General features: G+C 73.2%; 19 protein-coding genes. 13 read left to right on the forward strand and 6 right to left on the reverse strand.

All coding sequences use genetic code 11. From position 1 onward, the window contains the following. The first annotated feature begins 23 nt into the window (after nt 1-23). The 5 genes from ACGFI9_RS12310 to ACGFI9_RS12330 all read left to right on the forward strand — a co-directional run bounded on the left by ACGFI9_RS12310 (nt 24) and on the right by ACGFI9_RS12330 (nt 8,754). On the forward strand, nt 24-5,258 hold the full coding sequence (locus tag ACGFI9_RS12310) for an RHS repeat-associated core domain-containing protein (RefSeq protein WP_393177996.1): 5,235 nt from the start codon (nt 24-26) through the stop codon (nt 5,256-5,258). A gap of 61 nt (nt 5,259-5,319) precedes the next feature. Then, nucleotides 5,320-5,763: a hypothetical protein gene (locus tag ACGFI9_RS12315; protein WP_393177998.1), complete on the forward strand. Its 444-nt coding sequence runs from the start codon at nt 5,320-5,322 to the stop codon at nt 5,761-5,763. A gap of 4 nt (nt 5,764-5,767) precedes the next feature. Further along, nucleotides 5,768-7,252, forward strand: a complete 1,485-nt coding sequence (locus ACGFI9_RS12320; RefSeq protein WP_393178000.1) for a hypothetical protein — start codon at nt 5,768-5,770, stop codon at nt 7,250-7,252. A 37-nt stretch (nt 7,253-7,289) separates the two neighbouring features. Beyond that, on the forward strand, nt 7,290-7,907 hold the full coding sequence (locus tag ACGFI9_RS12325; protein ID WP_393178002.1) for a dihydrofolate reductase family protein: 618 nt from the start codon (nt 7,290-7,292) through the stop codon (nt 7,905-7,907). Between the two features lie 4 nt (nt 7,908-7,911). Next, complete coding sequence (locus ACGFI9_RS12330; protein ID WP_393178004.1) at nt 7,912-8,754, forward strand: alpha/beta fold hydrolase; 843 nt, start codon at nt 7,912-7,914, stop codon at nt 8,752-8,754. 39 nt (nt 8,755-8,793) lie between these two features. Here ACGFI9_RS12330 and ACGFI9_RS12335 read toward each other — a convergent pair whose 3' ends face one another. The 4 genes from ACGFI9_RS12335 to ACGFI9_RS12350 all read right to left on the reverse strand — a co-directional run bounded on the left by ACGFI9_RS12335 (nt 8,794) and on the right by ACGFI9_RS12350 (nt 11,239). Continuing rightward, a complete protein-coding gene (locus tag ACGFI9_RS12335; RefSeq protein WP_393178006.1) occupies nt 8,794-9,534 on the reverse strand; it encodes a tyrosine-protein phosphatase in 741 nt (246 codons plus the stop codon). Between the two features lie 65 nt (nt 9,535-9,599). Beyond that, a complete protein-coding gene (locus ACGFI9_RS12340) occupies nt 9,600-10,058 on the reverse strand; it encodes a PRC-barrel domain-containing protein (RefSeq protein ID WP_393178008.1) in 459 nt (152 codons plus the stop codon). An 87-nt stretch (nt 10,059-10,145) separates the two neighbouring features. Continuing rightward, complete coding sequence (locus tag ACGFI9_RS12345; protein WP_393178010.1) at nt 10,146-10,676, reverse strand: carboxymuconolactone decarboxylase family protein; 531 nt, start codon at nt 10,674-10,676, stop codon at nt 10,146-10,148. Nucleotides 10,677-10,678: 2 nt separating this feature from the next. Next, the gene (locus ACGFI9_RS12350) at nt 10,679-11,239 is read right to left on the reverse strand and encodes a peroxiredoxin (protein ID WP_393178012.1); all 561 of its coding nucleotides are present in this window, start codon (nt 11,237-11,239) and stop codon (nt 10,679-10,681) included. Between the two features lie 360 nt (nt 11,240-11,599). On the opposite strand from ACGFI9_RS12350, the gene cimA reads away from it, so the two are divergent. Further along, nucleotides 11,600-13,180, forward strand: coding sequence for a citramalate synthase (gene cimA / locus ACGFI9_RS12355; protein WP_393178014.1), 1,581 nt, complete (start codon nt 11,600-11,602; stop codon nt 13,178-13,180). Between the two features lie 27 nt (nt 13,181-13,207). Here the strand turns inward: cimA and ACGFI9_RS12360 are convergent, their stop codons facing one another. Next, a complete protein-coding gene (locus tag ACGFI9_RS12360) occupies nt 13,208-14,155 on the reverse strand; it encodes an endonuclease/exonuclease/phosphatase family protein (RefSeq protein WP_393178460.1) in 948 nt (315 codons plus the stop codon). A gap of 405 nt (nt 14,156-14,560) precedes the next feature. Here ACGFI9_RS12360 and ACGFI9_RS12365 point away from each other — a divergent pair, with 405 nt between their 5' ends. The 7 genes from ACGFI9_RS12365 (at nt 14,561) to arfB (ending at nt 20,160) form a co-directional block, all read left to right on the forward strand. Next, complete coding sequence (locus ACGFI9_RS12365) at nt 14,561-15,106, forward strand: hypothetical protein (protein WP_393178016.1); 546 nt, start codon at nt 14,561-14,563, stop codon at nt 15,104-15,106. Between the two features lie 214 nt (nt 15,107-15,320). Beyond that, nucleotides 15,321-16,370 carry an AAA family ATPase gene (locus ACGFI9_RS12370; RefSeq protein ID WP_393178018.1) on the forward strand — a complete coding sequence of 350 codons (1,050 nt, stop codon included), beginning with the start codon at nt 15,321-15,323 and terminating at the stop codon, nt 16,368-16,370. Then, nucleotides 16,367-17,419 carry a DUF58 domain-containing protein gene (locus ACGFI9_RS12375; RefSeq protein ID WP_393178021.1) on the forward strand — a complete coding sequence of 351 codons (1,053 nt, stop codon included), beginning with the start codon at nt 16,367-16,369 and terminating at the stop codon, nt 17,417-17,419. The genes ACGFI9_RS12370 and ACGFI9_RS12375 overlap by 4 nt, the downstream gene beginning before the upstream one ends. Further along, entirely contained in the window at nt 17,416-18,375 is a 960-nt protein-coding gene (locus ACGFI9_RS12380; protein WP_393178023.1) for a VWA domain-containing protein, read from the forward strand. The genes ACGFI9_RS12375 and ACGFI9_RS12380 overlap by 4 nt, the downstream gene beginning before the upstream one ends. A gap of 49 nt (nt 18,376-18,424) precedes the next feature. Next, complete coding sequence (locus tag ACGFI9_RS12385) at nt 18,425-19,285, forward strand: S1C family serine protease (protein WP_393178025.1); 861 nt, start codon at nt 18,425-18,427, stop codon at nt 19,283-19,285. Nucleotides 19,286-19,416: 131 nt separating this feature from the next. Continuing rightward, nucleotides 19,417-19,725 (forward strand): hypothetical protein, encoded by a 309-nt coding sequence (locus ACGFI9_RS12390; protein WP_393178027.1) that lies wholly within the window; start codon nt 19,417-19,419, stop codon nt 19,723-19,725. 9 nt (nt 19,726-19,734) lie between these two features. Continuing rightward, complete coding sequence (gene arfB, locus ACGFI9_RS12395; protein WP_355340437.1) at nt 19,735-20,160, forward strand: alternative ribosome rescue aminoacyl-tRNA hydrolase ArfB; 426 nt, start codon at nt 19,735-19,737, stop codon at nt 20,158-20,160. 9 nt (nt 20,161-20,169) lie between these two features. On the opposite strand, the gene ACGFI9_RS12400 is transcribed toward arfB, so the two are convergent. Continuing rightward, nucleotides 20,170-22,599, reverse strand: coding sequence for a low temperature requirement protein A (locus ACGFI9_RS12400; RefSeq protein WP_393178030.1), 2,430 nt, complete (start codon nt 22,597-22,599; stop codon nt 20,170-20,172). Between the last annotated feature and the right edge of the window lie 114 nt (nt 22,600-22,713).

Consider the following 22,713-nt stretch of genomic DNA (forward strand, 5'->3'; position numbering starts at 1 on the left):
TCCCGGCCACCGCCGGGCAGCGCGTGTCGCTGCAGCTGAGCGGCGGCACGTACGGGACGTACGACGCGACGGTGGTGCTGCGCAAGCCGGACGGCACGACGGTCGCCTCGAACGGCTCGTGCGGGGCGTCCTGCTTCTTCGACGCCACCACCCTCGCCGTCGCGGGGACGTACACCGTGCTGGTGAATCCGGAGGTCGCGGTCACCGGCGCCCTGACGGTCAAGGTGAACGACGTCCCGGCCGACGTGACCGGCAGCACCACGCCGGGCGGCGCGGCGGTCACCGTCACCACCACCGTGCCGGGGCAGAACGGCGTGGTGTCCTTCCCGGCCACCGCCGGGCAGCGCGTGTCGCTGCAGCTGAGCGGCGGCACGTACGGGACGTACGACGCGACGGTGGTGCTGCGCAAGCCGGACGGCACCACGGTCGCCTCGAACGGCTCGTGCGGGGCGTCCTGCTTCTTCGACGTGACCAGCCTGCCGGTGGCCGGCACCTACACGGTGCTGGTCGACCCCGAGGTGGCGGTGGTCGGCGCCCTCACCGTCAAGGTGCACGACGTGCCGGCCGACGCCACCGCGAGCACCACTCCCGGGGGCGGCCCGGTCACCGTCACCACCACCGTGCCTGGGCAGAACGCCGTGATCTCCTTCCCGGCCGGCGCCGGGCAGGTGGTCACCGTCGCCATGACGGCCGGCACCTACGGTCACTACAACGCGCGGGCGCTGGTCCGCAAGCCGGACGGCTCGTCGCTGAGCAGCAACACGTACTGCGGCGACAGCTGCACCTTCAGCTCGCTCACCCTGCCGGTGGCCGGCACCTACACCATCCTGGTCAACGGCGAGACGACGTACGTCGGCAGCATCACCGCCGAGGTGCGGCTGCCCGCCGCGCTCACCGCCAGCAGCACGGGGACGAGCCCGAAGACCGCTCCGGCCGACGTCACCGAGACGTGGGTCCCGGACCGGTTCAACCTGTCCGGCGAGGACTGGGCGGCCCACCGCACCGGCGCGTACGCCGAGGTCCAGCCGGCACTGCGGGCCGAGCCGGGGGTCACCGCCCTCGCCGGTCAGGCGCTGCTGCTCAACGGCAAGCCGCTGCCGGGGGTCACCCTCTCCGTCGGCCGCCATGCCACCCGCACCGACGCCACCGGCCGGTTCCTGCTCACCGGGCTCACCGCCGGACACCAGGTGCTGGTCATCGACGGGGCGACCGCGAGCAGCCCGGGCCGCGCCTTCGGCCGCTTCGAGACCGGGGTGGACCTGCGGGCCGGCGAGACGGTCGAGCTGTCGTACCCGATCTGGATGACCCGGTTGGACACCGCGCACGCCGTCCGCATCCCGTCCCCGACGCGGCAGCAGACCGTCATCACCACCCCGGCGATCCCCGGCTTCGAGGTGCGGCTGCCCAAGGGCAGCGTGATCCGGGACCGGGCCGGCAAGCGGGTCACCGAGCTGTCCATCACCGCGATCCCGGTGGACCAGCCGCCGTTCCCGCTGCCGGTCGGGGTCCGCACCCCGGTCTACTTCACCGTGCAGCCCGGCGGCTCGGTGATCCTGCCGGAGGGCGCGCAGATCATCTACCCGAACACCCAGGGCCTGGCGCCGGGCAGCCGGCTGGACTTCTGGGACTACGACCCGGGCCGGGTGCCGTGCACCAAGGCGCCGGTGAAGTCGTACCCGAAGAAGCCCACCAAGGCGGTGCGGGCGCCCGCGGTCTGCGCGGTGACCGGCGCGGAGGCCGGCTGGTACATCTACGGCCACGGCACGGTCAGCCCGGACGGCCGGCAGATCGTGCCCGACCCGGACGTGCGGGTCTGGGAGTTCACCGGGGCCATGTTCAACGGCAGCGGCAAGCGCCCGGCCGGGTCCGGCCCCGGCGAGGACGGCGACTCCGGCGGCGACCCGGTCGACCTGGCCAGCGGGCTCTTCGTCGACGAGCACACCGACCTCGTGGTCAACGACGTGCTGCCCATCTCGATCACCCGCACCTACCGGCAGAACGACACCATCTCCCGCGAGTTCGGCATCGGCGCCAACTTCGAGTACGGCATCTTCATCTACTCCGAGCAGCAGTACGTCCAGGCCGACCTGGTGCTGCCGGACAGCGGGAAGGTCCACTTCGACCGGATCAGCCCCGGCACCGGCTGGACGGACGCCGTCTTCAAGGCGGTGAACACCACCGGACCGTTCCGGGACGCGGTGATGAGCTGGAACGGAGACGGCTGGGACCTGGTCCGCACCGACGGGATGACCTACGTCTTCGGCGAGAACGCGCCGTTGCAGGCGATCCGGGACCGGCACGGCAACCAGATCACCCTGACCCGCTCCAGCGGCGGGCAGTCCGGCGACATCACGCAGATCACCTCGCCGAACGGCCGCTGGATCAAGCTCGCCTACACCAGCGGCCGGGTCACCCGCGCGGAGGACAACGCCGGCCGCGTCGTCCAGTACGGCTACGACAGCTCCGGCCGGCTGACCTCGGTCACCTCGCCCGGCGGCCGGACCACCACCTACACCTACGACAGCGCGCACCGGATGACCACGGTCACCGACGCCCGGGGCATCACGTACCTGACCAACACCTACGACGCCAACGGGCGGGTGGCCAGCCAGAGCATGCCCGGCGGGGTCACCTACGGGTTCGCGTACACCACCGACGCGGCCGGCAAGGTGGTGAGGACCGCGGTCACCGAGCCGGACGGCAGCGTCCGGGAGACCAGCTTCGACGGCGACCGCCGGGTGGTCGCGGAGACCACGGCGGCCGGCACCGCCCACGAGCGCACCTCCACCACCACCCGCGACCCGGCCACCCACCTGCCGACCGCGCTGGTCGACCCGTACGGCCGGCGCACCAGCCTCGGATACGGCCCGAACGGCGACCTGAACTCGGTCACCGCGCTCGCCGGCACGGCCGCCGCGCAGTCCGCCACGGTCACCTCCGGCGGGTCGTACCGGCAGCTCACCTCGGTCACCGACGACCAGGGCCGGACCACCCGGATGGAGTACGACGACGCCGGCAACCTGGTGGCCGCGACCGACGCGGCCGGCCGGACCCGGCGGTACACCTACAACGGCGCCGGCCAGGTCACCTCGTCCACCGACCCGCTCGGCAACACCACCCGCTACACCTACGAGCAGGGCGACCTGGTCGCGGTGACCGACCCGCTCGGCCGCACCACCCGCAGCTTCGTCGACGCGGTCGGCCGGCCGGTGGCGGTGACCGACGCGCAGGGCGTGCTGGAGCAGGTCCGCTACGACCCGGACAACCAGATCGTCAGCAGCACCGACGGCCTGGGCCGCAGCACCACCTTCGAGTACGACGGCAACGGCAACCTGACGAAGGTCACCGACCCGCGCGGCAACAGCACCACCGTCGCGTACGACAGCGCGGACCGGCCGGTCACCGTCACCGATCCGCTGGGCAAGCAGGCCACCCAGGCGTACGACCTGCTGGGCCGGGTGGTCTCCGCCACCGACCGGCGGGGGAAGACCACGGTCACCGAGTACGACGCGCTCGGCCGGACCACCTTCATCGGGTACGGCGCCACGGCCGGCCCGAACTACGAGAGCACCAAGCGGTTCGGCTACGACACGCTGGACCGGCTGACCACGATCGACGACTCGGCCGGCGGGGTGATCAGCCTCGCCTGGAACGATCTCGACCAGGTGACCAGCGTGACCAGCCCGGCCGGCACGGTCGGCTACTCCTACGACGCCGCGGGTCGGCGATCCGGGATGACGGTGCCGGGGCAGCCCGCCATCGAGTACGGCTACGACGCCACCGGCCTGGTCGAGCGGATCACCCAGGGCGGCACAACCGCCACCTGGCACCGGGACGCGGCCGGCCGTACCGACCGCGTCGAGCAGGCCGGCGTGGTCACCCGGTACGCGTACGACGCGGCCTCGCAGCTCACCGGGATGTCGTACGAGAGCGCCGGCGGGGTGCCGATCGGCAACCTCGGCTACGCGTACGACGCGGCCGGGCGGGTGGCGGACCTGACCGGCAGCCTCGCCCACGTCACCATCCCCAGCACCGGCCCGCCGGCCAGCTACGACGCCGCGAACCGGCTGACCGCCCGGGGCGACCGGACGTTCAGCTACGACGACGAGGGCAACCTCACCGGCGACGGGGTGCTCGGCTACACCTGGAACGCCCGCGGCGAGCTGGCCGGGGTGACCGGGCCGGGGCTGAGCGCGACCTACGGCTACGACGCGGCCGGGCGGCTGGCCAGCCGTACCGTCGGCGGCGTCACCACCGGGTTCCTCTACGACGGACCGAACCTGATCCGGGAGCAGGTCGGCGCGAGCGTCGCCGACCGGCTCACCGCCGGGCTCGACCAGACCCTGGTCCGCACCGACGGCGCCGGTGCCCGGGTGCCGATCACCGACGCGCTGGGCAGCGTGCTCGGCCTGGCCGACTCCGCCGGCACGCTCACCACCCAGTACGCCTACGACCCGTTCGGCGCGGTCACCGCCAGCGGCGCGGCCAGCGGCAACACCCAGCAGTTCACCGGCCGCGAGCGGGACCCGGACACCGGCCTGCTCTACAACCGGGCCCGCTGGTACAGCCCCGAGACGGGCCGCTTCCTCAGCCAGGATCCGGCCGGCTTCGGCGGCGGCAGCGCCAACCTCTACGGCTACGCCCTCAACGACCCGGTCAACCTCTCCGACCCCAACGGCGACTGCCCGATCTGCGTGGCCATCGTCATCGGGGCCCTGGTCGGCGGCGCCACGTCCGTCGGCATCGGGGCCGGCATCTCGGCGCTGACCGGGCGCAAGTACAGCTGGGGCGACGCGCTCAAGGACTTCGCCATCGGCGCCGCGATCGGCGGCCTCACCGGCGGGGCCGGGGCGTGGCTCAAGGCCGGCAGCTCGGTGTGGAAACTCGGCCAGTTCGAGCGGGGCCTGGCCATCGAGGCGAAGCTCGGCGGCAACCTGCCGCGCAGCTTCCCGACCATCGACCGGTTCGCCAACGGCACCGCGACCAGCATCAAGAGCGTCGACCTGGGGGCCAAGACGTACCAGTCCGCGGCGAAGCTGACCAGCCGGCTCAAGGGCTACGTGGACAAGGCGGCGGGCTTCGCCAAGAGCAACCCGGTCAGCTTCGACGGCGTCACCATCAGGCCGGGCCAGGTCGCGGCGAGAGAACTGGAGATCGTGGTCCCGCGCGGGGCCACCGCGGCCCAACAGAACGCGCTGAACCAGATAATCCAGTACGGCGCCCAGAAGGGCGTGACCGTCCGGGTCATCGTGATGTAGCCAGCCCGGGGGGACGTCCCACGGGTACGCTGGGACGTCCCCCGGTCGACAGAGGACACCCATGACCAGAACCGCCGCACTCGACCTGCGCAGAGGTCGGTACGTCGCGCACTCCTCCTCGCTCACCACCGACGGCATGTGGATCGCCAACGGCGCCTTCGACCTCCTCGACGCCGACGCCGGGGACAAGGAGCTGGGGGCGGCGGTGCGCCGCATGCTGGACGCCTCGCGCAGTGGGGTCCCCACCCCGGACCTGCGGAACGGGCCGTCGCCGTTCGCCCCGATCCTCGCCGCGTTGGGTCTGCGCTCCTGGGCCACGTACGCCAAGGGCACCCTGCACGTCGACGTCGAGCAGGACGGCGACGACGTGCTGGTCACCCCGACCCGCAACGGCGGCGCGCGGGAGGGCTTCGTCGGCGACACCGGCCAGACGGCGCGGTTGACCGCCCCGGGCGACGAGGAGCTGGGCGTGGCGCTGCGCGCCGCGCTCGGCCGGTCGAGCTGAGGCGATGGACGGCGAACCCCGCCTCAGCCGGCGCACCATGCTGGCCGGTGGCGCCCTGGCCATGGCCGCCTCGGCACTGGCCGCCTGCTCGGCGAACGCCCGCACCCCGGCCCGCCCCGCGGCGGCGGACGGGGGAGCGGAGCTGCCCGACATCCAGTTCGACGTCGCCCGGTTCAGCGCGCCGGAGCAGACCTCACCGACCGGCGGTCCGTTCGTCATGCCGCCGGTGCACACGGTCTACCTGACCGCCGCGCTGGGCCGCGCGCCGAACCGCGACGACCAGCGCGAGCTGGCGAGGGTGCTGGCCGCGCTGGAGTCCCGGTACCCGTTCGGCGCGGCCGGCCTGATGACCTTCGTGTCGTACGGGCTGCCGTACTTCCGCCGGCTGCCCGGCGGGCTCACCGGCGACCTGGTCGGCGCGCACCTGCCGAAGCTGCTGGCCGACCCGTCCCGATCGGTGCTGGAGGAGGCCGAGCCGGCCCCGACCGACGTCCACCCGGACAACCCGGGGGTCACCAAGAAGCGGTTCACCGTGCCGGTCCGGATCGAGCAGAACGACCTGCTCTTCACCTTCCGCAGCGACCGGGCGGCGGTGATCCAGGAGGTGCTGGCCTGGTTCGACGGCAGCGGCACGCTGGCCGGCCGGCCGACGCCGTCCCCGGCCTTCGCCGGGCTGCTCACCGTCACCTCCAGCCGGCACATGTTCACCCAGGTCGGCCTACCCCGGTCGGTGGCCGAGCAGAACCACCTGCCGTACGCCCGGTTCATCCAGCCCGACTCCCCGATGTGGATGGGCTTCTCCGACCAGCAGGCCAACGCCTCGGGACCGCCGGCGATCTGCACCTTCGCCGGCAACGCCTCGGCCCGGCTCACCACCGCCCGTCCCGGCGACTACCTGGACAACGGCGGCATCCAGCACCTGTCGCACGTCATCCTCGACATGCTCCAGTTCTACGACATGGCCTCGGCGGACACCCCGCCCAGCGAGAACGGCAACTTCACCAAGCGGGTGCAGTACATGTTCCACGCGCCGCCGGTGCATCCCGGCAACGCCGACCAGCTCACCGACGGTGGCGGGCCGTCCTTCCTGCCGGCGGAGAACCGCGGGCCGGACTACGCGGAGCGGACCGCGCGGGGCGTCGGCCTGCCCCGGGGCGAGCGGCGGATGGGCCACCTCTCCACCCTCCAGCGCAGCTCCCGCGCCCCGGACGGCACCCCGATGCACCTGCGCGTGGACGGCCCGGGCTTCGACCCGCTGGACGTGCCGGACGGCAGCAGCCAGCCGAAGCTGCACTTCAGCATCTTCGTGCCGACCGCGGACTTCTTCGCCCGGATGCGGCGCAGCCAGGCCGCGGTGGACCTGGCCCGCAAGCACCGGGTGGCCGAGCAGGACAACGGTCTGGAACGCTTCCTGACCTGCACCCGGCGGCAGAACTTCCTGGTGCCGCCCCGGCGGCACCGGGCCTTCCCGCTGGTCGAGCTGGCCTGAGCGATGAGTTTGGGCGGCGGATCGGGTCTGCCCTGGCATGACTCGAATCATCGCTGACATCTCGGTCTCTCTCGACGGCTTCGTCACCGGGCCCGACCCCAGCCCGGACAACGGTCTGGGAACCGGCGGCGAGGCCCTGCACACGTGGGCGTTTTCCGACGACCCCGACGACCGCCGGGTCCTGCGCGAGGCGACCGTCCGCTCGGGCGCCGTCGTCCTCGGCCGCCACCTCTTCGACGTGGTCGACGGGCCGAAAGGCTGGGACGACACGTCCGGCTACGGCGCCGGCGAGGTCGGCAAGCCCGCGTTCGTGGTCGTGACGAGCTCGCCGCCAGAGTCGGTGCGCACCACCAACCTCGACTGGACGTTCATCACCACCGGTCTGCCCGACGCCGTCACCGCCGCGCGCGAGCGAGCCGAGGCGGCGTCGTCGGACAGCGGCAAGGACCTCGACGTCATCATCATGGGTGGCGGCGCCGTGATCCGTTCGGCGTTCGACGCCGGGCTGGTCGACGCGCTGACGCTGCACCTCGCGCCCATCGTGCTGGGCGCCGGGACACCACTGTTCACCGGCGGACCGCCCCGCACGCTGGTGCAGCGCAGCGTGATCTCGACATCGACCGCGACGCACCTGACCTACGACGTCTCCCGGTGATCCGATGACCACTGTCAACGTCAATGAGATCGCCGTGGGCATTGAGTCGTTCGGTGACGACGACGCACCACTCGTCCTGCTCGCGGGCGGGACGACAATGCTCTCCTGGCCCGACGCGCTGTGTGAGCGCCTTGCCGTCGGCGGGCGCCGGGTGGTGCGCTACGACCTGCGCGACAGCGGGGAGTCGACAACGACGGATCCGGAGGCGCCCGCCTACACCCTGCGCGGCCTCGCCGCCGACGCGGCGGCTCTTGCTGACGCGCTCGGCGGGGGGCCTGCGCACCTCGCGGGGATCGGCGTCGGCGGGATGGTCGCCCAGGTGGCCGTGCTGGATCATCCGGGCGCGTTCTCGGCGCTCACCCTGGTCGGCACCCGCGCGGTTGCCCCTGGCCCGCCCGACGATGACCTCCCCGACCATGACCAGGCGACGATGAGCCGGCTGTTCGCGCGTCCGATGCCCGACTGGAGCGACCGCGAGGCGGTTGCGGAGTTCGCCGCCGCCGGCGCGGAGATCCGCGGCGACGACCCCGTCGCCGCGCGCGCAATCGCTGCGCGCATCTGGGACCGCACGCCCGGCACGGCACCAGCGGTCCAGATGGCCAACCAGCTGGGCATGGTGTTCTCCAGGCTCGACTGCACACCACGCTGGCGTGAGCGGCTGCCCGAGATCGGGGTGCCCACGCTCGTCGTCCACGGCCGCCGCGACCGGTTCTTCCCCGTCGGGAACGGCGAGGCGCTCGCGCGCGAGATCCCCGGGGCGCGGCTGCTCGTCCTCGAGGAGGCTGCCACTGCGATCCCCGACGCGGCGGTCGGCGAGGTCACCGAGGCGATGCTCACGCTCGGATAGAAGGCCCCACCAGCAAGGTCACGATCTACGGCTGGAGTACTAGTCGAGCAGGTGGGCGCGGAGCGCCGCCAGTTGCGCGTCGGTCACCCCGGCGTGCCGCAGGTAGCCCTCCACCGAGCCGTACCCCTCGCGCAGTTCGGCGAGGAAGGTCCTCATCGCCCCGACCGGGGAGGCGAGGTACGGCGCCGGCAGCTCCGGAGCGTCCGGCATGGTGGAGACGACCCAGGCGTGGAACCGCTCGGACGCCTCGGTGCTCAGCGCGTAGTCGGCGGCGATGTCCTCGTCGGCGACACCGAGCACCGCGAGGGTGAGCCCGCAGACGATGCCGGTGCGGTCCTTGCCGGCGACGCAGTGCACCACCACCGGCGCGTTGGCGCTGTCGGCGATCAGGCCGACCGCCTCGGCCAGCCCGGCGGTGCCGGTCCGGGCCAGGTCGGCGTACCGGTCGGCGAGGTAGCGGGCCAGGTCGCTGCCCGGCTCGTACTGCTGCTCGGCCCAGTCCTCGTGCTCCGGGTGGATGTGCCGGTAGCTGAGCCCGTCGTACGCCGGCACCCGGCCGTCGCGGGCCACCTCGGTGGGGCGGCGCAGGTCGATGACGGTGCGGATGCCGAGGGCGGCGAACGCCGCCCGGTCGGTCTCGTCGATCCGGTGCAGGGAGTCGGAGCGGTAGAGCCGGCCCCGGCGGACCCGGCGCCCGCCGTGTCCGGTCAGGCCGCCGACGTCGCGGAAGTTGAACAGAGCGGGGAACCGGTTCCGGCTGGGTGTGTCGGTCGCGTCCATCCCTGACACGGTAACGGCCGGCGGGGCACCGGTGTGCCCCGCCGGCCGCCTGCGCAGGTTCTCCGTTACCGGGCGGTACCCGGCGGGATCGACGAGTAGGTGTCGTCGTAGTACCCGCCGAGCTTGTCCCGGTACGCCGGATCCGTGTCGGTAGCCTCGTCGTACTCGGGCGCGGCCTTGATCTGGTCCTTGCTCCGGTCGACGTAGACCTTCCGCTCGTCGTGGTCGACGTGGTTGACGGTGCCGGCCGGCAGCATGACCTTCTTGCCGAAGATCCACGGACCGGTGTCCACCACCAGGTAACTGGAGTTCACCTCGTGGCTGGCCCGGTCCACCTTGCCGATACCGCCGTCACTCGCCTCCACCTTGTAGCCGACCAGGTCGATGCCGGTCACCCCGGCCTCGTCCCGGTAGCTCCACGGATCGAAGCGCCCGGCGGGCGCGCCGCCCGCGAAGGCGCCCTGACCACCCTGGGTCAGCGGGTCCGGCGTCCCGTGGGTCGTTCGAGGGTCGAGCCGCTCCACAGCGTCCACTCCCTTTCTCGACTTTCTCGGGGGATGTGCCTGTCGGATCCCTTGCTACCCCGGTGCGGAGATCGATACACCCGCGGCTCAGGCCAGCGCGGCCTCCACGTCGAGCGCGACCGCCGCGGCGTGCACGACGGCCGCGATGCGCAGCCCCTCGTGCACCTGCTCCCGGGTGAAGCCCGCGGCCCGCAGGGTCTTCTCGTGCGACTCCAGGCAGACACCGCACCCGGTGATCGCCGAGACGGCGAGGCACCAGAGCTCGAAGTCGCCCTTCTCCACGCCCGGCCGGGCGATGATCTGCATCCGCAGCCGGGCCGGCATCGAGGCGTACTGCTCGTCACCGATCAGGTGCTTGGCCCGGTAGTAGATGTTGTTCATCGCCATGATCGTGGCCGCGCCCTTGGCCGCCTCGACCGCCTCCGGGGTGAGGTGCTCGGCCGCCTCGGCGGCGACCTCCCGCAGCACCACCGGGTTGCGCGCGGCGACCGCGCAGGCCAGGGCGGTGCCCCAGGCCTGCTCCGGCTTCAGCGTCGAGGTGCCGACGGTGGAGCCGAGGTTGAGCTTGATGTCCTTGGCGTACTCGGGCAGAGCCGCCTTGACCGCGTCCAGCCCCATGGTCAGGCCCCGGCGCCCGCGAGCAGCGCGTTGGCGTCCAGGGTGGCGCCGCCCTTGTTCCAGTTGCACGGGCAGAGCTCGTCGGTCTGCAGCGCGTCCAGCACCCGCAGCACCTCGGAGACGTTCCGGCCGACCGAACCGGCGGTGACCATGACGAACTGGATCTCGTTGTTCGGGTCGACGATGAAGGTGGCCCGCTGGGCGACGCCGTCCTCGCCGAGCACGCCGCAGGCGGCGGTCAGCTCGCGCTTGATGTCGCTGAGCATCGGGAAGGGCAGCTCGCGCAGGTCCGGGTGGTCCTTGCGCCAGGCGTAGTGGACGAACTCGTTGTCGACGGACACGCCGAGGACCTGGGCGTCCCGGTCGGCGAACTCGCCGTTGAGCCGGCCGAACTCGGCGATCTCGGTCGGGCAGATGAAGGTGAAGTCCTTCGGCCAGAAGAAGACCACGCGCCACTTGCCCTCGTAGGACTTGTGGTTGATCGTCTCGAACGCCTTGTCGGCGTCCAGCGACACGCAGGCGGTGAGTTCGTACTCGGGGAAGCGGTCACCGACAGTGAGCACAGGTCCTCCTTGACAACGGCTTGTCGGCGGCGCGAGGCCGCTAACTGGATCGGTTCCAGATACTGCCGCAGCCGGGTTTCCGCTCGTCGACGGCCGGATGAGTTGTGAAGCTGATCACCAGCGGCGCGTTCCGCCGCGGATCCGTCCCCCGATCGGGTATGCCCACCCTCCGTCACCGTCCCGGCATGTGGATTCTCCCTCCCAAAACCAGGACCGGGATGGCAGAGTACGCATCGTGACCAGCTCCGTCCTGATTATTGGCAGCTAGCGCGCCGGCATCCCTCTCGCCGAGCGCGCAGACCTCCCGCATCCGCGGGGGGTCTTTTTGTTGCTCCCCGCAGGTTCGAGAAGAGGACTCCCATGACCTTCCAGGTGTACGACACGACGCTGCGCGACGGCGCCCAGCGCGAGGGGCTCAGCTACTCGGTGGTCGACAAGCTGGCGGTGGCCCGCCTGCTCGACGACCTCGGGGTCGGCTTCATCGAGGGCGGCTGGCCGGGCGCGGTGCCGAAGGACACCGAGTTCTTCCGGCGGGCCCGCACCGAACTGGAGCTGAAGCACGCGATCCTGGTCGCCTTCGGCGCGACCCGCAAGGCCGGGGTGGCGGTCGAGGCCGACCCGCAGGTGCGTGGGCTGCTGGACGCGGAGACCCCGGCCGTGGCGCTGGTCGCCAAGGCGGACCTCCGGCACGTCGAGCGGGCGCTGCGGACCACCGCCGAGGAGAACCTGGCGATGATCCGCGACACCGTGACCTACCTGGTCGGGCAGGGGCGGCGGGTCTTCGTCGACGGGGAGCACTTCTTCGACGGCTACCGGTACGACCCGGCGTACACCGCCGCCGTGCTGGAGGCGGCGCTCGCCGCCGGGGCGGAGCGGTTCGTGCTCTGCGACACCAACGGCGGGATGCTGCCGTCCCAGGTCACCGCCGTCATCGCCGACGTCACCGCGCGTACCGGCGTGGCGCCGGAGCTGCTCGGCATCCACTGCCAGAACGACACCGGCTGCGCGGTCGCCAACACCATCGCCGCCGTCGAGGCCGGCGTCCGGCACTTCCAGGGCACCGCCAACGGGTACGGCGAGCGCCCCGGCAACGCCGACATCTTCGCGGTCGTCGCCAACCTCCAGCTCAAGCTCGGGCTGCCCGTCCTGCCGGAGGGCTGCCTGGAACAGATGGTGCGGGTCTCGCACGCCATCGCCGAGATCGCCAACATCGCCCCCGACACCCACCAGGCGTACGTCGGGGCCGCGGCCTTCGCCCACAAGGCGGGGCTGCACGCGAGCGCGATCAAGGTCGACCCGTTGCTCTACAACCACGTGGACCCGTCGGTGGTGGGCAACGACATGCGGATCCTGGTGACCGAGATGGCCGGCCGGGCCAGCATCGAGCTCAAGAGCCGCGAGCTCGGTCTGGACCTGGCCGGCCATCCGGAGGCGCTCGCCACGGTCACCAAGCGGGTCAAGGAGCTGGAGGCCGGCGGCTGGTCGTTCGAGGCCGCCGACGCCTCGTTCGAGCTGCTGGTCCGGGCCGAGCTGCCCGGCCGCGCCGCGCCCCGCCCGTTCACCCTGGAGTCGTACCGGGTGCTGGTCGAGCACCGGGAGGACGGCGCGGTGGTCTCCGAGGCCACCGTGAAGATCCGGGTACGCGGCGAGCGGGTGATCGCCACCGCCGAGGGGAACGGCCCGGTCAACGCCCTGGACGAGGCGCTGCGGACCGGCCTGGCCCGGCACTACCCCGAGCTGCGCGACTTCGAGCTGGCCGACTACAAGGTCCGCATCCTGGAGGGCAGCCACGGCACCGGCGCGGTGACCCGGGTGCTGGTGGAGACCGCCGGCGCCGGCCGGGACTGGACCACCGTCGGCGTGCACCCGAACGTGGTCGAGGCGTCCTGGCACGCCCTCGTCGACGCGCTCACCTACGGCCTGGACCGGACCCGGGTCTGAGCACCGCCCCGGGCCGCCGTATGCGGGTCAGCCCGCAGCCGGCAGGCGCAGCTCGGCGAGGACGGCCCGATGGTCGCTGCCCCGGAGGGGGTGCACCTCGACCGCCCGGACCGCGATGCGCCGGTCGGCCAGCACGTGGTCGATGGTGACCGGCGGGATCCGGTCGCCGTCGTACGGGCCCCAGGTCCCGGCGAGCCCCGCGCCGGCCGCGTCCGCCGCGTCCACGTAGCCGGTGGCGATCAGGTCGCGCAGCGGCGCGTGGTCGAGGGTGGCGTTGAAGTCCCCGGCCAGCACGCTGAGCCGCCCGTCCGGGGTGGCGGCCGGCTGCCCCCGCAGGTCGGTCCACCAGTCCGGCACCACCTCGACGGCGTACGGCGAGGCGGGGTGCGCCGACTCCACCCGCAGCGGTGGCGCGCCCGGCACCGCCACGGTCCCGTACGCCTGGAGGAAGGCGAAGCCCTGGTTGCGCCGGACCCCGACCTCGCTGAGCGGGTAACGCGCGTACAGCCCCGAGCCGGTGGCGCCGGGCTCGGGGTGCAGCGCGCGGTAGGGCAGCAGGGTGGCCAGCCCGAGCCGGTCCAGGTCGGCGGCGGCCTGCGGGGTGAACTCCTGCACGGCGAGCACGTCGACCCGGCCGGTGCGGACCAGGTCGACCAGCGTCGCCGGATCGGCGCGGCCGAAGAGCAGGTTGGCGGTGAGCAGGCGCAGCGTGGGACCGCCGACCGCCGGCTGCCCGGAGGCGACCGCCCGGGGCGCGACCACGGCCAGCAGCGCCAGCGCGGCGACCCCCGCGACCGCCGCCGCGGCCCGGCGGCGCAGGGCGAGCGCCAGCGCCAGCGGCACCAGCGACCCGGCGGCGACGTACGGGGTGAAGGCGACGGCCTGCACCAGCGGCCCCCGCTCCAGCCCGGCCAGCCGGAGCACGCCCCAGGCGGCTCCGGGCGTGACGGCCAGCCAGCAACCTACCGTCGCGATCCGGCGCCTCCGGACGTCGGCCCGCCCCGCGTCGGTCGTCGTGAGCACGGCAGTCACCGTACCGTCCCGGCGGCCGGTCGCGGTGCCCGACGCCATTTCACGAATGATCGCCCATTCACTTCTCACAATTATCCGTACGCCTTTCCAATGGCGCGAGACAAATGCAGTCTATTGACTGCCTGCTTTTTATGGTGCTACCTTCCACGTGGTTGAGGCGTCGCAACTCCGCGTAGTTAGACCAGCCCAGCCGGGCCAAAAGCAGGAGCGTAAGCCCTGACGGTGCGTGCAGGAAAGGCGGGCCTCCCCGATGGGTCCGCTGTTTCCCGGTCCGGCTCAATTCGGTAGTCATCCGGCCCGCTGATCGCGGGTCGGCCGGATCATCACGGTCACAAAGGGAGACCTGTCATGGCCACATTTCTCAGACGCAAGGCGGCGATGGTGGCACTCGGCGTCCTGACCCTCACCCTGGCCGGCGGGGGCATCGCGGCCGCCGCCCACCCGGCGGCGCAGGCGCGAGCCGAGGTCGCGCAGTCCGGCGTCCGCCAGCCCGGCCCGCGCCACCAGCCCGCGGTGACCGCCGCCGAGTCCCGGGCGGCGAAGGCCGCGATGCGGGCCACCCTCGCCCCGCCCGCTCCCGGCACCGTCGCCTGGGCCGTCGTCAGCAGCAACGGCACCCTGCTCCAGCACTCGGGCAACGTCATCGCCGCCACGAAGTTCGCCAGCAACCTGCCGGGGCAGTACGCCGGGCAGTACCAGGTGACGCTCGACTACGACGTCCACCTCAAGGCGTTCAACGCGACGATCGGCACGAACGACCCGGCGAACGTCCCGCCGGGCGGCGAGGTGTCGGTCGCGCCCCGTTACCTGATCCCGAACGCCGTCTTCGTCCAGACCCGCAGCTCCTCCGGGGGCTTCGCGGACCGGCCGTTCCACGTCCTCATCGCCAACTGACCCGCTGCGCCGAGCCGGCCCCCGCCCCGACGGGGGCCGGCTCCGTGCCGGGCGCCGCCCGCCGTCCATCCGGTCTGGGCGTACCTGCGCCGACCGCCCCCGCTCGTACCGTTGCGACCCGCCCGGAGAACTCGTCCCCGTCCGGTCCCGCATCGACCGCCGAGGCCCCGATAATCCGACGTTTGTCCGACCACCGGTACGGGAAGCAAGCACCGTGACGGACATCTCGGACACCCTGGCCAGCGTGCCCAGCCCGGTCGATGCCGACGCGAGCGGCGTCGAGCTGGAACAGACCCTCTTCGAGGTCAAACGCGTGATCGTGGGGCAGGATCGCCTTGTCGAACGCCTGCTCACCGCCCTCGTCGCCGACGGGCACTGCCTGCTGGAGGGCGTGCCGGGAGTGGCGAAGACCCTCGCGGCGCAGACCCTCGCCACCGTCGTCGGCGGCACCTTCTCCCGCATCCAGTTCACCCCCGACCTGGTCCCGTCGGACATCGTCGGCACCCGGATCTACCGGGCCTCGACCGAGAGCTTCGACGTCGAGCTGGGCCCGGTCATGGCGAACCTGGTGCTCGCCGACGAGATCAACCGCGCGCCGGCGAAGGTGCAGTCGGCGCTGCTGGAGGCGATGGCCGAGCGGCAGGTCTCGATCGGCGGCCGGAGCTGGCCCGTGCCCGACCCGTTCCTGGTGCTGGCCACCCAGAACCCGATCGAGTCCGAGGGCGTCTACCAGCTCCCCGAGGCGCAGCGCGACCGGTTCCTCATGAAGATCGTGGTCGACTACCCGAGCGACGCCGACGAACTGGCGATCCTCTACCGGATGAGCACCGAGCGGCCGACGCCCCGGCAGGTGCTCGACCCGGCGCGCCTGCGGAACCTCCAGCGCCAGGCCGGCCAGGTCTTCGTCCACCACGCGCTCGCCGAGTACGTCGTCCGGCTCATCCTCGCCACCCGCGACCCGGGCCGGTTCGGGCTGCCCGAGCTCGCGCCGCTGCTGGCGTACGGGGCGAGCCCGCGGGCCACCCTCGGCCTGGTCGCCGCCGCCCGCGCCCAGGCGCTCATCCGCGGCCGGGAGTACGTGCTGCCGGAGGACGTCCGCGACCTCGCGGTCGACGTGCTCGCCCACCGGCTGGTGCTCTCCTTCGACGCGGTGGCCGACGGCGTCTCCGCCGAGACGGTGGTCCACCGGTTGATCGAGGCGGTGCCGCCACCCCGGGTCGTCGCCAACCACCCCGAGGCGGCGCCCGACCTGGCGGCGGCATGAGACGCCGGGCGGCACCCACCCTGCCCGACCCCGGCCTCGCTGACCTCGCCCCGGACCAGCGGTTGCGCCGGCTGGAGTTGACCGTCACCCGCCGGCTCGACGGGCTGCTGCACGGCCAGTACCGGGGCCTGCTGCCGGGACCGGGCAGCGAGGCCGCCGGCAGCCGGGAGTACCGGCCCGGCGAGGACGAGGTACGCCGGATGGACTGGGCGGTCACCGCCCGGACCACCGTCCCGCACGTCCGCGAGGTCGACGCCGACCGGGAGCTGACCACCTGGCTGCTGGTCGACGCCAGCCCCAGCATGGAGTACGGCACGGCCACGTTGGACAAACGCGAGCTGGCGGTGGCCGCAGTGGCGGCGGTCGGGTTCCTCACCGCCGGCGTCGGCAACCGCCTCGGCGCGCAGGTGCTCGCCCCGGACGGCGTACGCCGGTTTCCGGCCCGGGGCGGGCGTACCCACCTGCTCGGCCTGCTGCGCGCCCTGCTCACCGCGCCGCGTCACGACGACTCGCGCGCGGCGCGTCCGGCCCCGCGCCGCGACCCGGAGCCGTCGGCCGGGGGGTACGAGCACGAACCCGCCGCGCCGCCCACGCTCCTCGACGGGCTGGCCGGCGTGCAGCGGATGGCCACCCGGCGGGGCCTGGTGGTGGTCGTCTCCGACTTCCTCGACGGGCTGCCCGACGACCCGGACGCCGCCCCGCCCTGGGAGCCGGTGCTGCGCCGGCTCGCCGTCCGGCACCAGGTGCTCGCCGTCGAGGTGACCGACCCGCGCGAGCTCGAACTGCCGGACGTCGGCCTGGTCACCCTGGTCGACCCGGAGACCGGCCGGCGCCGCGAGGTGTGGACCGGCGACCGGGCCCTGCGCGAGCGGTACGCGGCGGCCGCCGCCGCCCAGCGCGACCAGGTACGCCAGGCGCTGCGTCGGTCCGGCGCCACCCACCTGGCGCTGCGTACCGACCGGGACTGGAGCGCCGACATCGTGCGGCACGTGCACGCCCAACGCCGGCTGGCCGCCGCCCCGGCCGCGACCCGGGGAGGTGCCGCGTGACCTGGCAGTCGCCCGCCCGGCTCTGGCTGCTGCTCGGCGTGGCCGCGCTGGTCGTCGGGTACCTGATGATGCAGCGCCGGCAGAGCCGGTACGCGGTCCGCTTCACCAACCTGCGCCTGCTGGACCGGGTCGCGCCGCAGCGGCCGGCCTGGCGCCGGCACGTTCCGGCGGGGCTCTTCCTGGCCATGCTCGCGCTGCTGGTGGTCGGCTTCGCCCGGCCCAGCGCCGAGGTACGGGTGCCCCGGGAACGGGCCACCGTGATGGTGGCGGTGGACGTCTCCACCTCGATGCTCGCCAGCGACGTGGACCCCGACCGGCTGACCGCCGCGAAGGAGGCCGCCCGCCGGTTCGTCGACGGCCTGCCGGACGAGTTCAACGTCGGGCTGGTCGCCTTCGCCGGCAGCGCGGCGGTGCTGGTGCCGCCCGGCACCGACCGGGACGCGCTGCACGAGGGGATCGAGCGGCTCGCCGAAGGGGTCACCGGCGTCCAGGGCACCGCCATCGGCGAGGCGATCAGCACCTCTCTCGGCGCGGTGAAGAGCCTGGACGCCAAGGCCGTCAAGGATCCGCCGCCGGCCCGGATCATCATCCTCTCCGACGGGGCGAACACTTCCGGCATGGACCCGATGGAGGCCGCCGCCCAGGCCGTGGCGGCCAAGGTCCCCGTGCACGCCATCTCGTTCGGCACGCCGTCGGGCTTCGTCGATCGGGGCGGCCGGGCGATCCAGGTGCCGGTCGACGGACAGACCCTCAAGGCGGTGGCCGAGGAGACCGGGGGCGGCTTCCACGAGGCGACCAGCACCGCCGAGCTGCGCGCCGTCTACGAGGACATCGGCACGTCGGTCGGCTACCGCAAGGAAAAGCAGGACATCTCCGCCCGCTTCATCGGCCTGGGTCTGGTCTTCGCCATGGGCGCGGCCGCCGGATCGCTGCGGTGGTTCTCCCGGCTGCCCTGAACCCCGGCACCGGCAACGGCAGGACGGCACGACACGTGAGGAGTCAGGTATGGCAGTGCAGACCGGACTCGGCGAGCCGCGCGGCCCGTGGTTCGTCTCGCCCGAGCTGGACCCGGACGGGCGCGGACGCTGGGACGTCCCCGGATCGGCGCGGGGCCCGGGCGGGCGGGGCTGGCACGGCCGGCTGCTGACCGCGCTGGCGGTGGTGGCCCTCTCCACCGTCTCCGGCGCGGCGGCCGGCAGCTGGGTGGCCGGCCGGGACGCGCCCGGGCCGGCGGCGGCGTCGGCCGCGCCCGTGCCGGCGGAGCTGACCACCGCGGCCGAGAAGACCGTGCCCGGGGTGGTCTCGGTGATGGTCGGCGGCGCCTCGGGCGCCTCGGCCACCGGCTCCGGCTTCGCGATCGACCACGAGCAGCACATCGTCACCAACGACCACATCCTGGCCCGGGGCGGCTCCGGACCGGTGACGGTGGAGACCGCGGACGGCCGCCGGTTCCCCGCCGAGGTGGTGGGACGGGAGCCGAGCAGCGACCTGGCGGTGCTCAAGGTGCCGGCGTCGGCCGGGCTCCCGCCGCTGCCGCTCGCCAAGCCGAACGCCACCCGGGTGGGGGAGCCGGTGCTGGCGGTCGGCTCGCCGCTCGGCCTGGCCGGCACGGTCACCGCCGGTATCGTCAGCGCGCTCAACCGGCAGGTACGCATCGGCAACGGCCGGCACACCGCGGTGCAGACCGACGCCTCCATCAACCCGGGCAACTCGGGTGGTCCGCTGGTCAACGCGCGGGGTGAGGTGGTCGGAGTGAACACGGCCATCGCCACCATCGACGGCAGCGGCTCGATCGGCATCGGCTTCGCCATCCCGATCGACCAGGTCCAGCAGACCGCCGACACCATCATCGGCCGGGGCGGCTGAGCGCCCCGGGGCGGCCCCCGACCCGCGGCGTCCATACCGGAAGATCCGGCTGGAACCGGCCAACTGTCGGATATCCGGCGTGGGACCATCGGGCCATGGAAATATTACGCTGAGTATGGATACTGGCGTGGGTGGAGCAAGCTGTCATCGCGGCCCTCCTCCTGGTGGGCCTGGCCATCGGCACCGGCGTCGGTGCGGCGTACGCCCGCGCGAAGCGTGGCTGGACGGACTACAAGGCGGCGAAGAACGTCGTCCCGGGCGCCCGGCGCGCCGCCTGGCTGGCGATCCGCGCCGTCGTCACCAAGCTCGGGGTGATCGCCCTGTTGCTGGTCGGCGCGGCCGCGTACGCGGCGGCCGGCGGCGACCACGAGCGGGCCGATCCGAGGCCCAGCCCGACGGGGACCGTGACCCCCACCCCGAGCCCACGATCGGGGCGTTAGCCTCGGGGCGTGGACGACGGACTGCGGGTGACCGACCGGCTGGTGGTCCCCGACGCCGAGCTGCGGGAGCGGTTCTCCCGCTCGTCCGGGCCGGGCGGGCAGGGGGTCAACACCACCGACTCCCGGGTGGAGCTCAGCTTCGACCTGGCCGGGTCGCCGAGCGTGCCCGAGCCGCTGCGCGCCCGGGCCCTCGACCGGCTCGCCGGCCGGCTGGTCGACGGCGTGCTGACCGTCGCGGCCAGCGAGCACCGGGCGCAGCTGGCCAACCGGGAGGCGGCCCGCGAGCGGATGGCCGCCCTGCTGCGGGAGGCGGTCGCCCCGCCCCCGAAGCCGCGTCGCCCGACCCGACCGTCCCGGGCCGCGAAGGAACGCCGCCTGGCCGAGAAGAAGCGCCAGTCCCAGCGCAAGCGCGACCGCCGGGTGGACGGCGACTGACGGGGCGCCTCAGCGGGACGTCACCGGGGAGACGCCGGCCCGCTTGTGGCCGCGGGCCACCTCGAACGCGGTGAAGCTCAGGCAGGCCGCCGCGAGCACGCCCAGCGCGAGGAGCGCCGCCAACGACGTGGTCAGCGGCAGGAGCGCCGCGACCACCAGGGCCTGGGCGATCCGGGCCGGCCGCACCCGCTTCGCCAACCGCCAGCGGAACGCCAGGTCGCCGACCAGATAGAGCAGCACGCCGCCGAAGAGCGCCACGTGGCCCACCAGGTAGGGCGGCGCCCCGAACTCGAAGAATCCGCGGCTGCCCAGCACCGACATGGTCTTGCGCAGCCCCAGCGAGACCAGCACGATCCCGGCCACCATCGGCAGGTGCAGCCAGGCGTACGCGTCGCGGGCCAGCCGGGTCCGGCGGCGCCCCTGGGCCGCCACCAGGATCCGTTCGCCCTCGGCACTGTCCCAGCCGAAGTAGACCCACCACAGACTGGCCAGCAGGGCGGTGCCCAGGAACACCGCCACCACGATCCGGGCCGAGATCGGCGTATAGACCACCGCCGAACCCATCGAGATCACCGCCTCGCCGAGCCCGATGATGATGATCAGGCCGTACCGGTCGGCCCAGTGCTCGGCCGAGCCGACCCACAGGTTGCGCAGGCCGATCCGGGCGTTGCCGACGACGTCGACCGCGATCGCCAGCAGCCAGAGCGCGGCGCGTACCGGGGCGAGCTGGCGGATGTCGCCGGACGGCTGGGGCACGAGCGCGGCGGCGACCAGCAGGGCAAGCGCGAGCAGCGTCGGTGCGGCGTCCCGGAGCTGCGGCATCGGTGCCGCCGGGACCCGCCGGCCCACCATCCGGAGCGAGACCAGGCGCAGCAGGCGGATGACCGCGTAGCAGGCCACGAAGACCAGCGGACCCTCGAGCCCGCCGAGCGCGTCGGTGAACGCCTGCGGGCTGGCCAGGGTGATCAGCGTGGTCAGTGCGACCACCAGGACCATGACGAGCCGCACCGCCGGATGCTCCGAGCGGACCATGACGGCCAGCCACGAGTACCCGGCCCAGGCCAGCCAGAGAACGGTGAGCACGAGCAGTCCCCGGGCCAGGCCGGTCCACGACGGATCGTCGGACATCAGCGCGGCCACCTGGAGGAACGCGTACACGAAGACCAGGTCGAAGAAGAGTTCCTTCGGGGTCACCCCGACCTGTTCGTGTGCGTGGGCGATCTGCGCGTGCAGCCGCCGGTGCCGCCTCCCGAAGACGGTCGCGTCGGCCAGCGCCATCGCGCCCGCCGCCCCGGCGAGCAGGGCCAGCTGCGCCAGCACCGGCAGGTGCGGAGCCACCGGCGCGAACGCCACCACCAGCACGATGCCCAGCACCGGGGAACGACCCAGGAAGCGCAGCGTACGGATCTCGAAGAGGATCAGCCCGAGCAGGTAGAGCGCCACCCCGCCGTAGAGCACCAGCAGCTCGAAACCCGGGGCGGTGGTCTCGCTGTCGGCGGGCACCCGCAGATCGCCGAGCGCCTTCTTCAGCCCGAGCGCCACCAGGATCAGCCCGGCCATCATCGGCAGGTGCAGCAGGCTGTACGCGTCCCGGCCGAGCCGGGTGCGGCGCTCCCCGGCGACCCGCTCCAGCGCCTGCTCGGCGGCGAACCGGGCCACATCGAAGTACGTCCACCACAGCGCCCCGGCCAGCCCCACCCCGAGCAGGACCCCGACCAGCACCGCCGGGGTCAACGGCTGGGCCACGGCCACGCCCTGGCTCAGCCCCACCGAGATGATCGTCTCACCGAACCCGATCAGGAGGATGAGGCTGTGCCGCTCCGCCCAGTACTGGATCGACCCGATCCGCCACCGTTCCGACCCGAGCAGCATCGCCCCGCCGTACTCGACGACGACCGTGCCGGCGATCAGCGCGAAGCGGACCCACTCCCGGGCCACCGGGTCCTCGATCGAGTCGGGCACCACCGCGGCGGCGAGCAGGAACAGGGCGCCGGCCAGCATCGACGGCCACGCCGGGCGGAGCCGGCGGCGGTGATCCTCCTCGCCGGCCAGCGTGGCGACCGCGAGCACGGTGGTCCGGACGACCAGGTAGCAGAGCGCGAAGACGACCGGCCCCGACAGCCCGCCGGGGCGGTCGAGGAACGCCTCCCGCACGGTCAGGCCCATCACGAACAGGGTCGCGCTCAGCCCGAACATGACGACCGGCATGACCCCCCGGTCCAGGCGGACGATGTTGCCGAGCCAGGCGAAGGGCGCCCAGCACCGCCAGAGCAGCACCAGCAGCAGCAGGCCACGCGGCAGGCCGGCCGGGTTGAGCTGCTCAGCCGTCACCCCGGTGACGTTGAGGAAGGTGAAGACGAAGATCAGGTCCAGGAAGAGTTCGAGTCGGCTGACGCCGCTCTCGGCGCCGGCCAGCTGGATCCGACCGACGCCGCCCACCACCTCACTCTGCCAACCCGGCATGGCGGCCGACGGGGAACCGGCCCAATCGGCGTCGGCCGCGCCGGCACAGCGCCGGAAAAGCGGTTGGAGACCGGCCGGGACGGTACCCAC

This window comes from Micromonospora sp. NPDC048930 (genome assembly GCF_043197935.1).
Classification (GTDB): Bacteria; Actinomycetota; Actinomycetes; order Mycobacteriales; family Micromonosporaceae; genus Micromonospora.

Excerpts from the sequence above, each read along its gene's own strand:
- ACGFI9_RS12315 (WP_393177998.1), top strand. The coding sequence starts at position 5,320 with ATGACCAGAACCGCCGCACTCGACCTGCGCAGAGGTCGGTACGTCGCG.
- ACGFI9_RS12320 (WP_393178000.1), top strand. The coding sequence starts at position 5,768 with ATGGACGGCGAACCCCGCCTCAGCCGGCGCACCATGCTGGCCGGTGGC.
- ACGFI9_RS12325 (WP_393178002.1), top strand. The coding sequence starts at position 7,290 with ATGACTCGAATCATCGCTGACATCTCGGTCTCTCTCGACGGCTTCGTC.
- ACGFI9_RS12330 (WP_393178004.1), top strand. The coding sequence starts at position 7,912 with ATGACCACTGTCAACGTCAATGAGATCGCCGTGGGCATTGAGTCGTTC.
- ACGFI9_RS12335 (WP_393178006.1), bottom strand. The coding sequence starts at position 9,534 with ATGGACGCGACCGACACACCCAGCCGGAACCGGTTCCCCGCTCTGTTC.
- ACGFI9_RS12345 (WP_393178010.1), bottom strand. The coding sequence starts at position 10,676 with ATGGGGCTGGACGCGGTCAAGGCGGCTCTGCCCGAGTACGCCAAGGAC.
- cimA (WP_393178014.1), top strand. The coding sequence starts at position 11,600 with ATGACCTTCCAGGTGTACGACACGACGCTGCGCGACGGCGCCCAGCGC.
- ACGFI9_RS12365 (WP_393178016.1), top strand. The coding sequence starts at position 14,561 with ATGGCCACATTTCTCAGACGCAAGGCGGCGATGGTGGCACTCGGCGTC.
- ACGFI9_RS12375 (WP_393178021.1), top strand. The coding sequence starts at position 16,367 with ATGAGACGCCGGGCGGCACCCACCCTGCCCGACCCCGGCCTCGCTGAC.
- ACGFI9_RS12385 (WP_393178025.1), top strand. The coding sequence starts at position 18,425 with ATGGCAGTGCAGACCGGACTCGGCGAGCCGCGCGGCCCGTGGTTCGTC.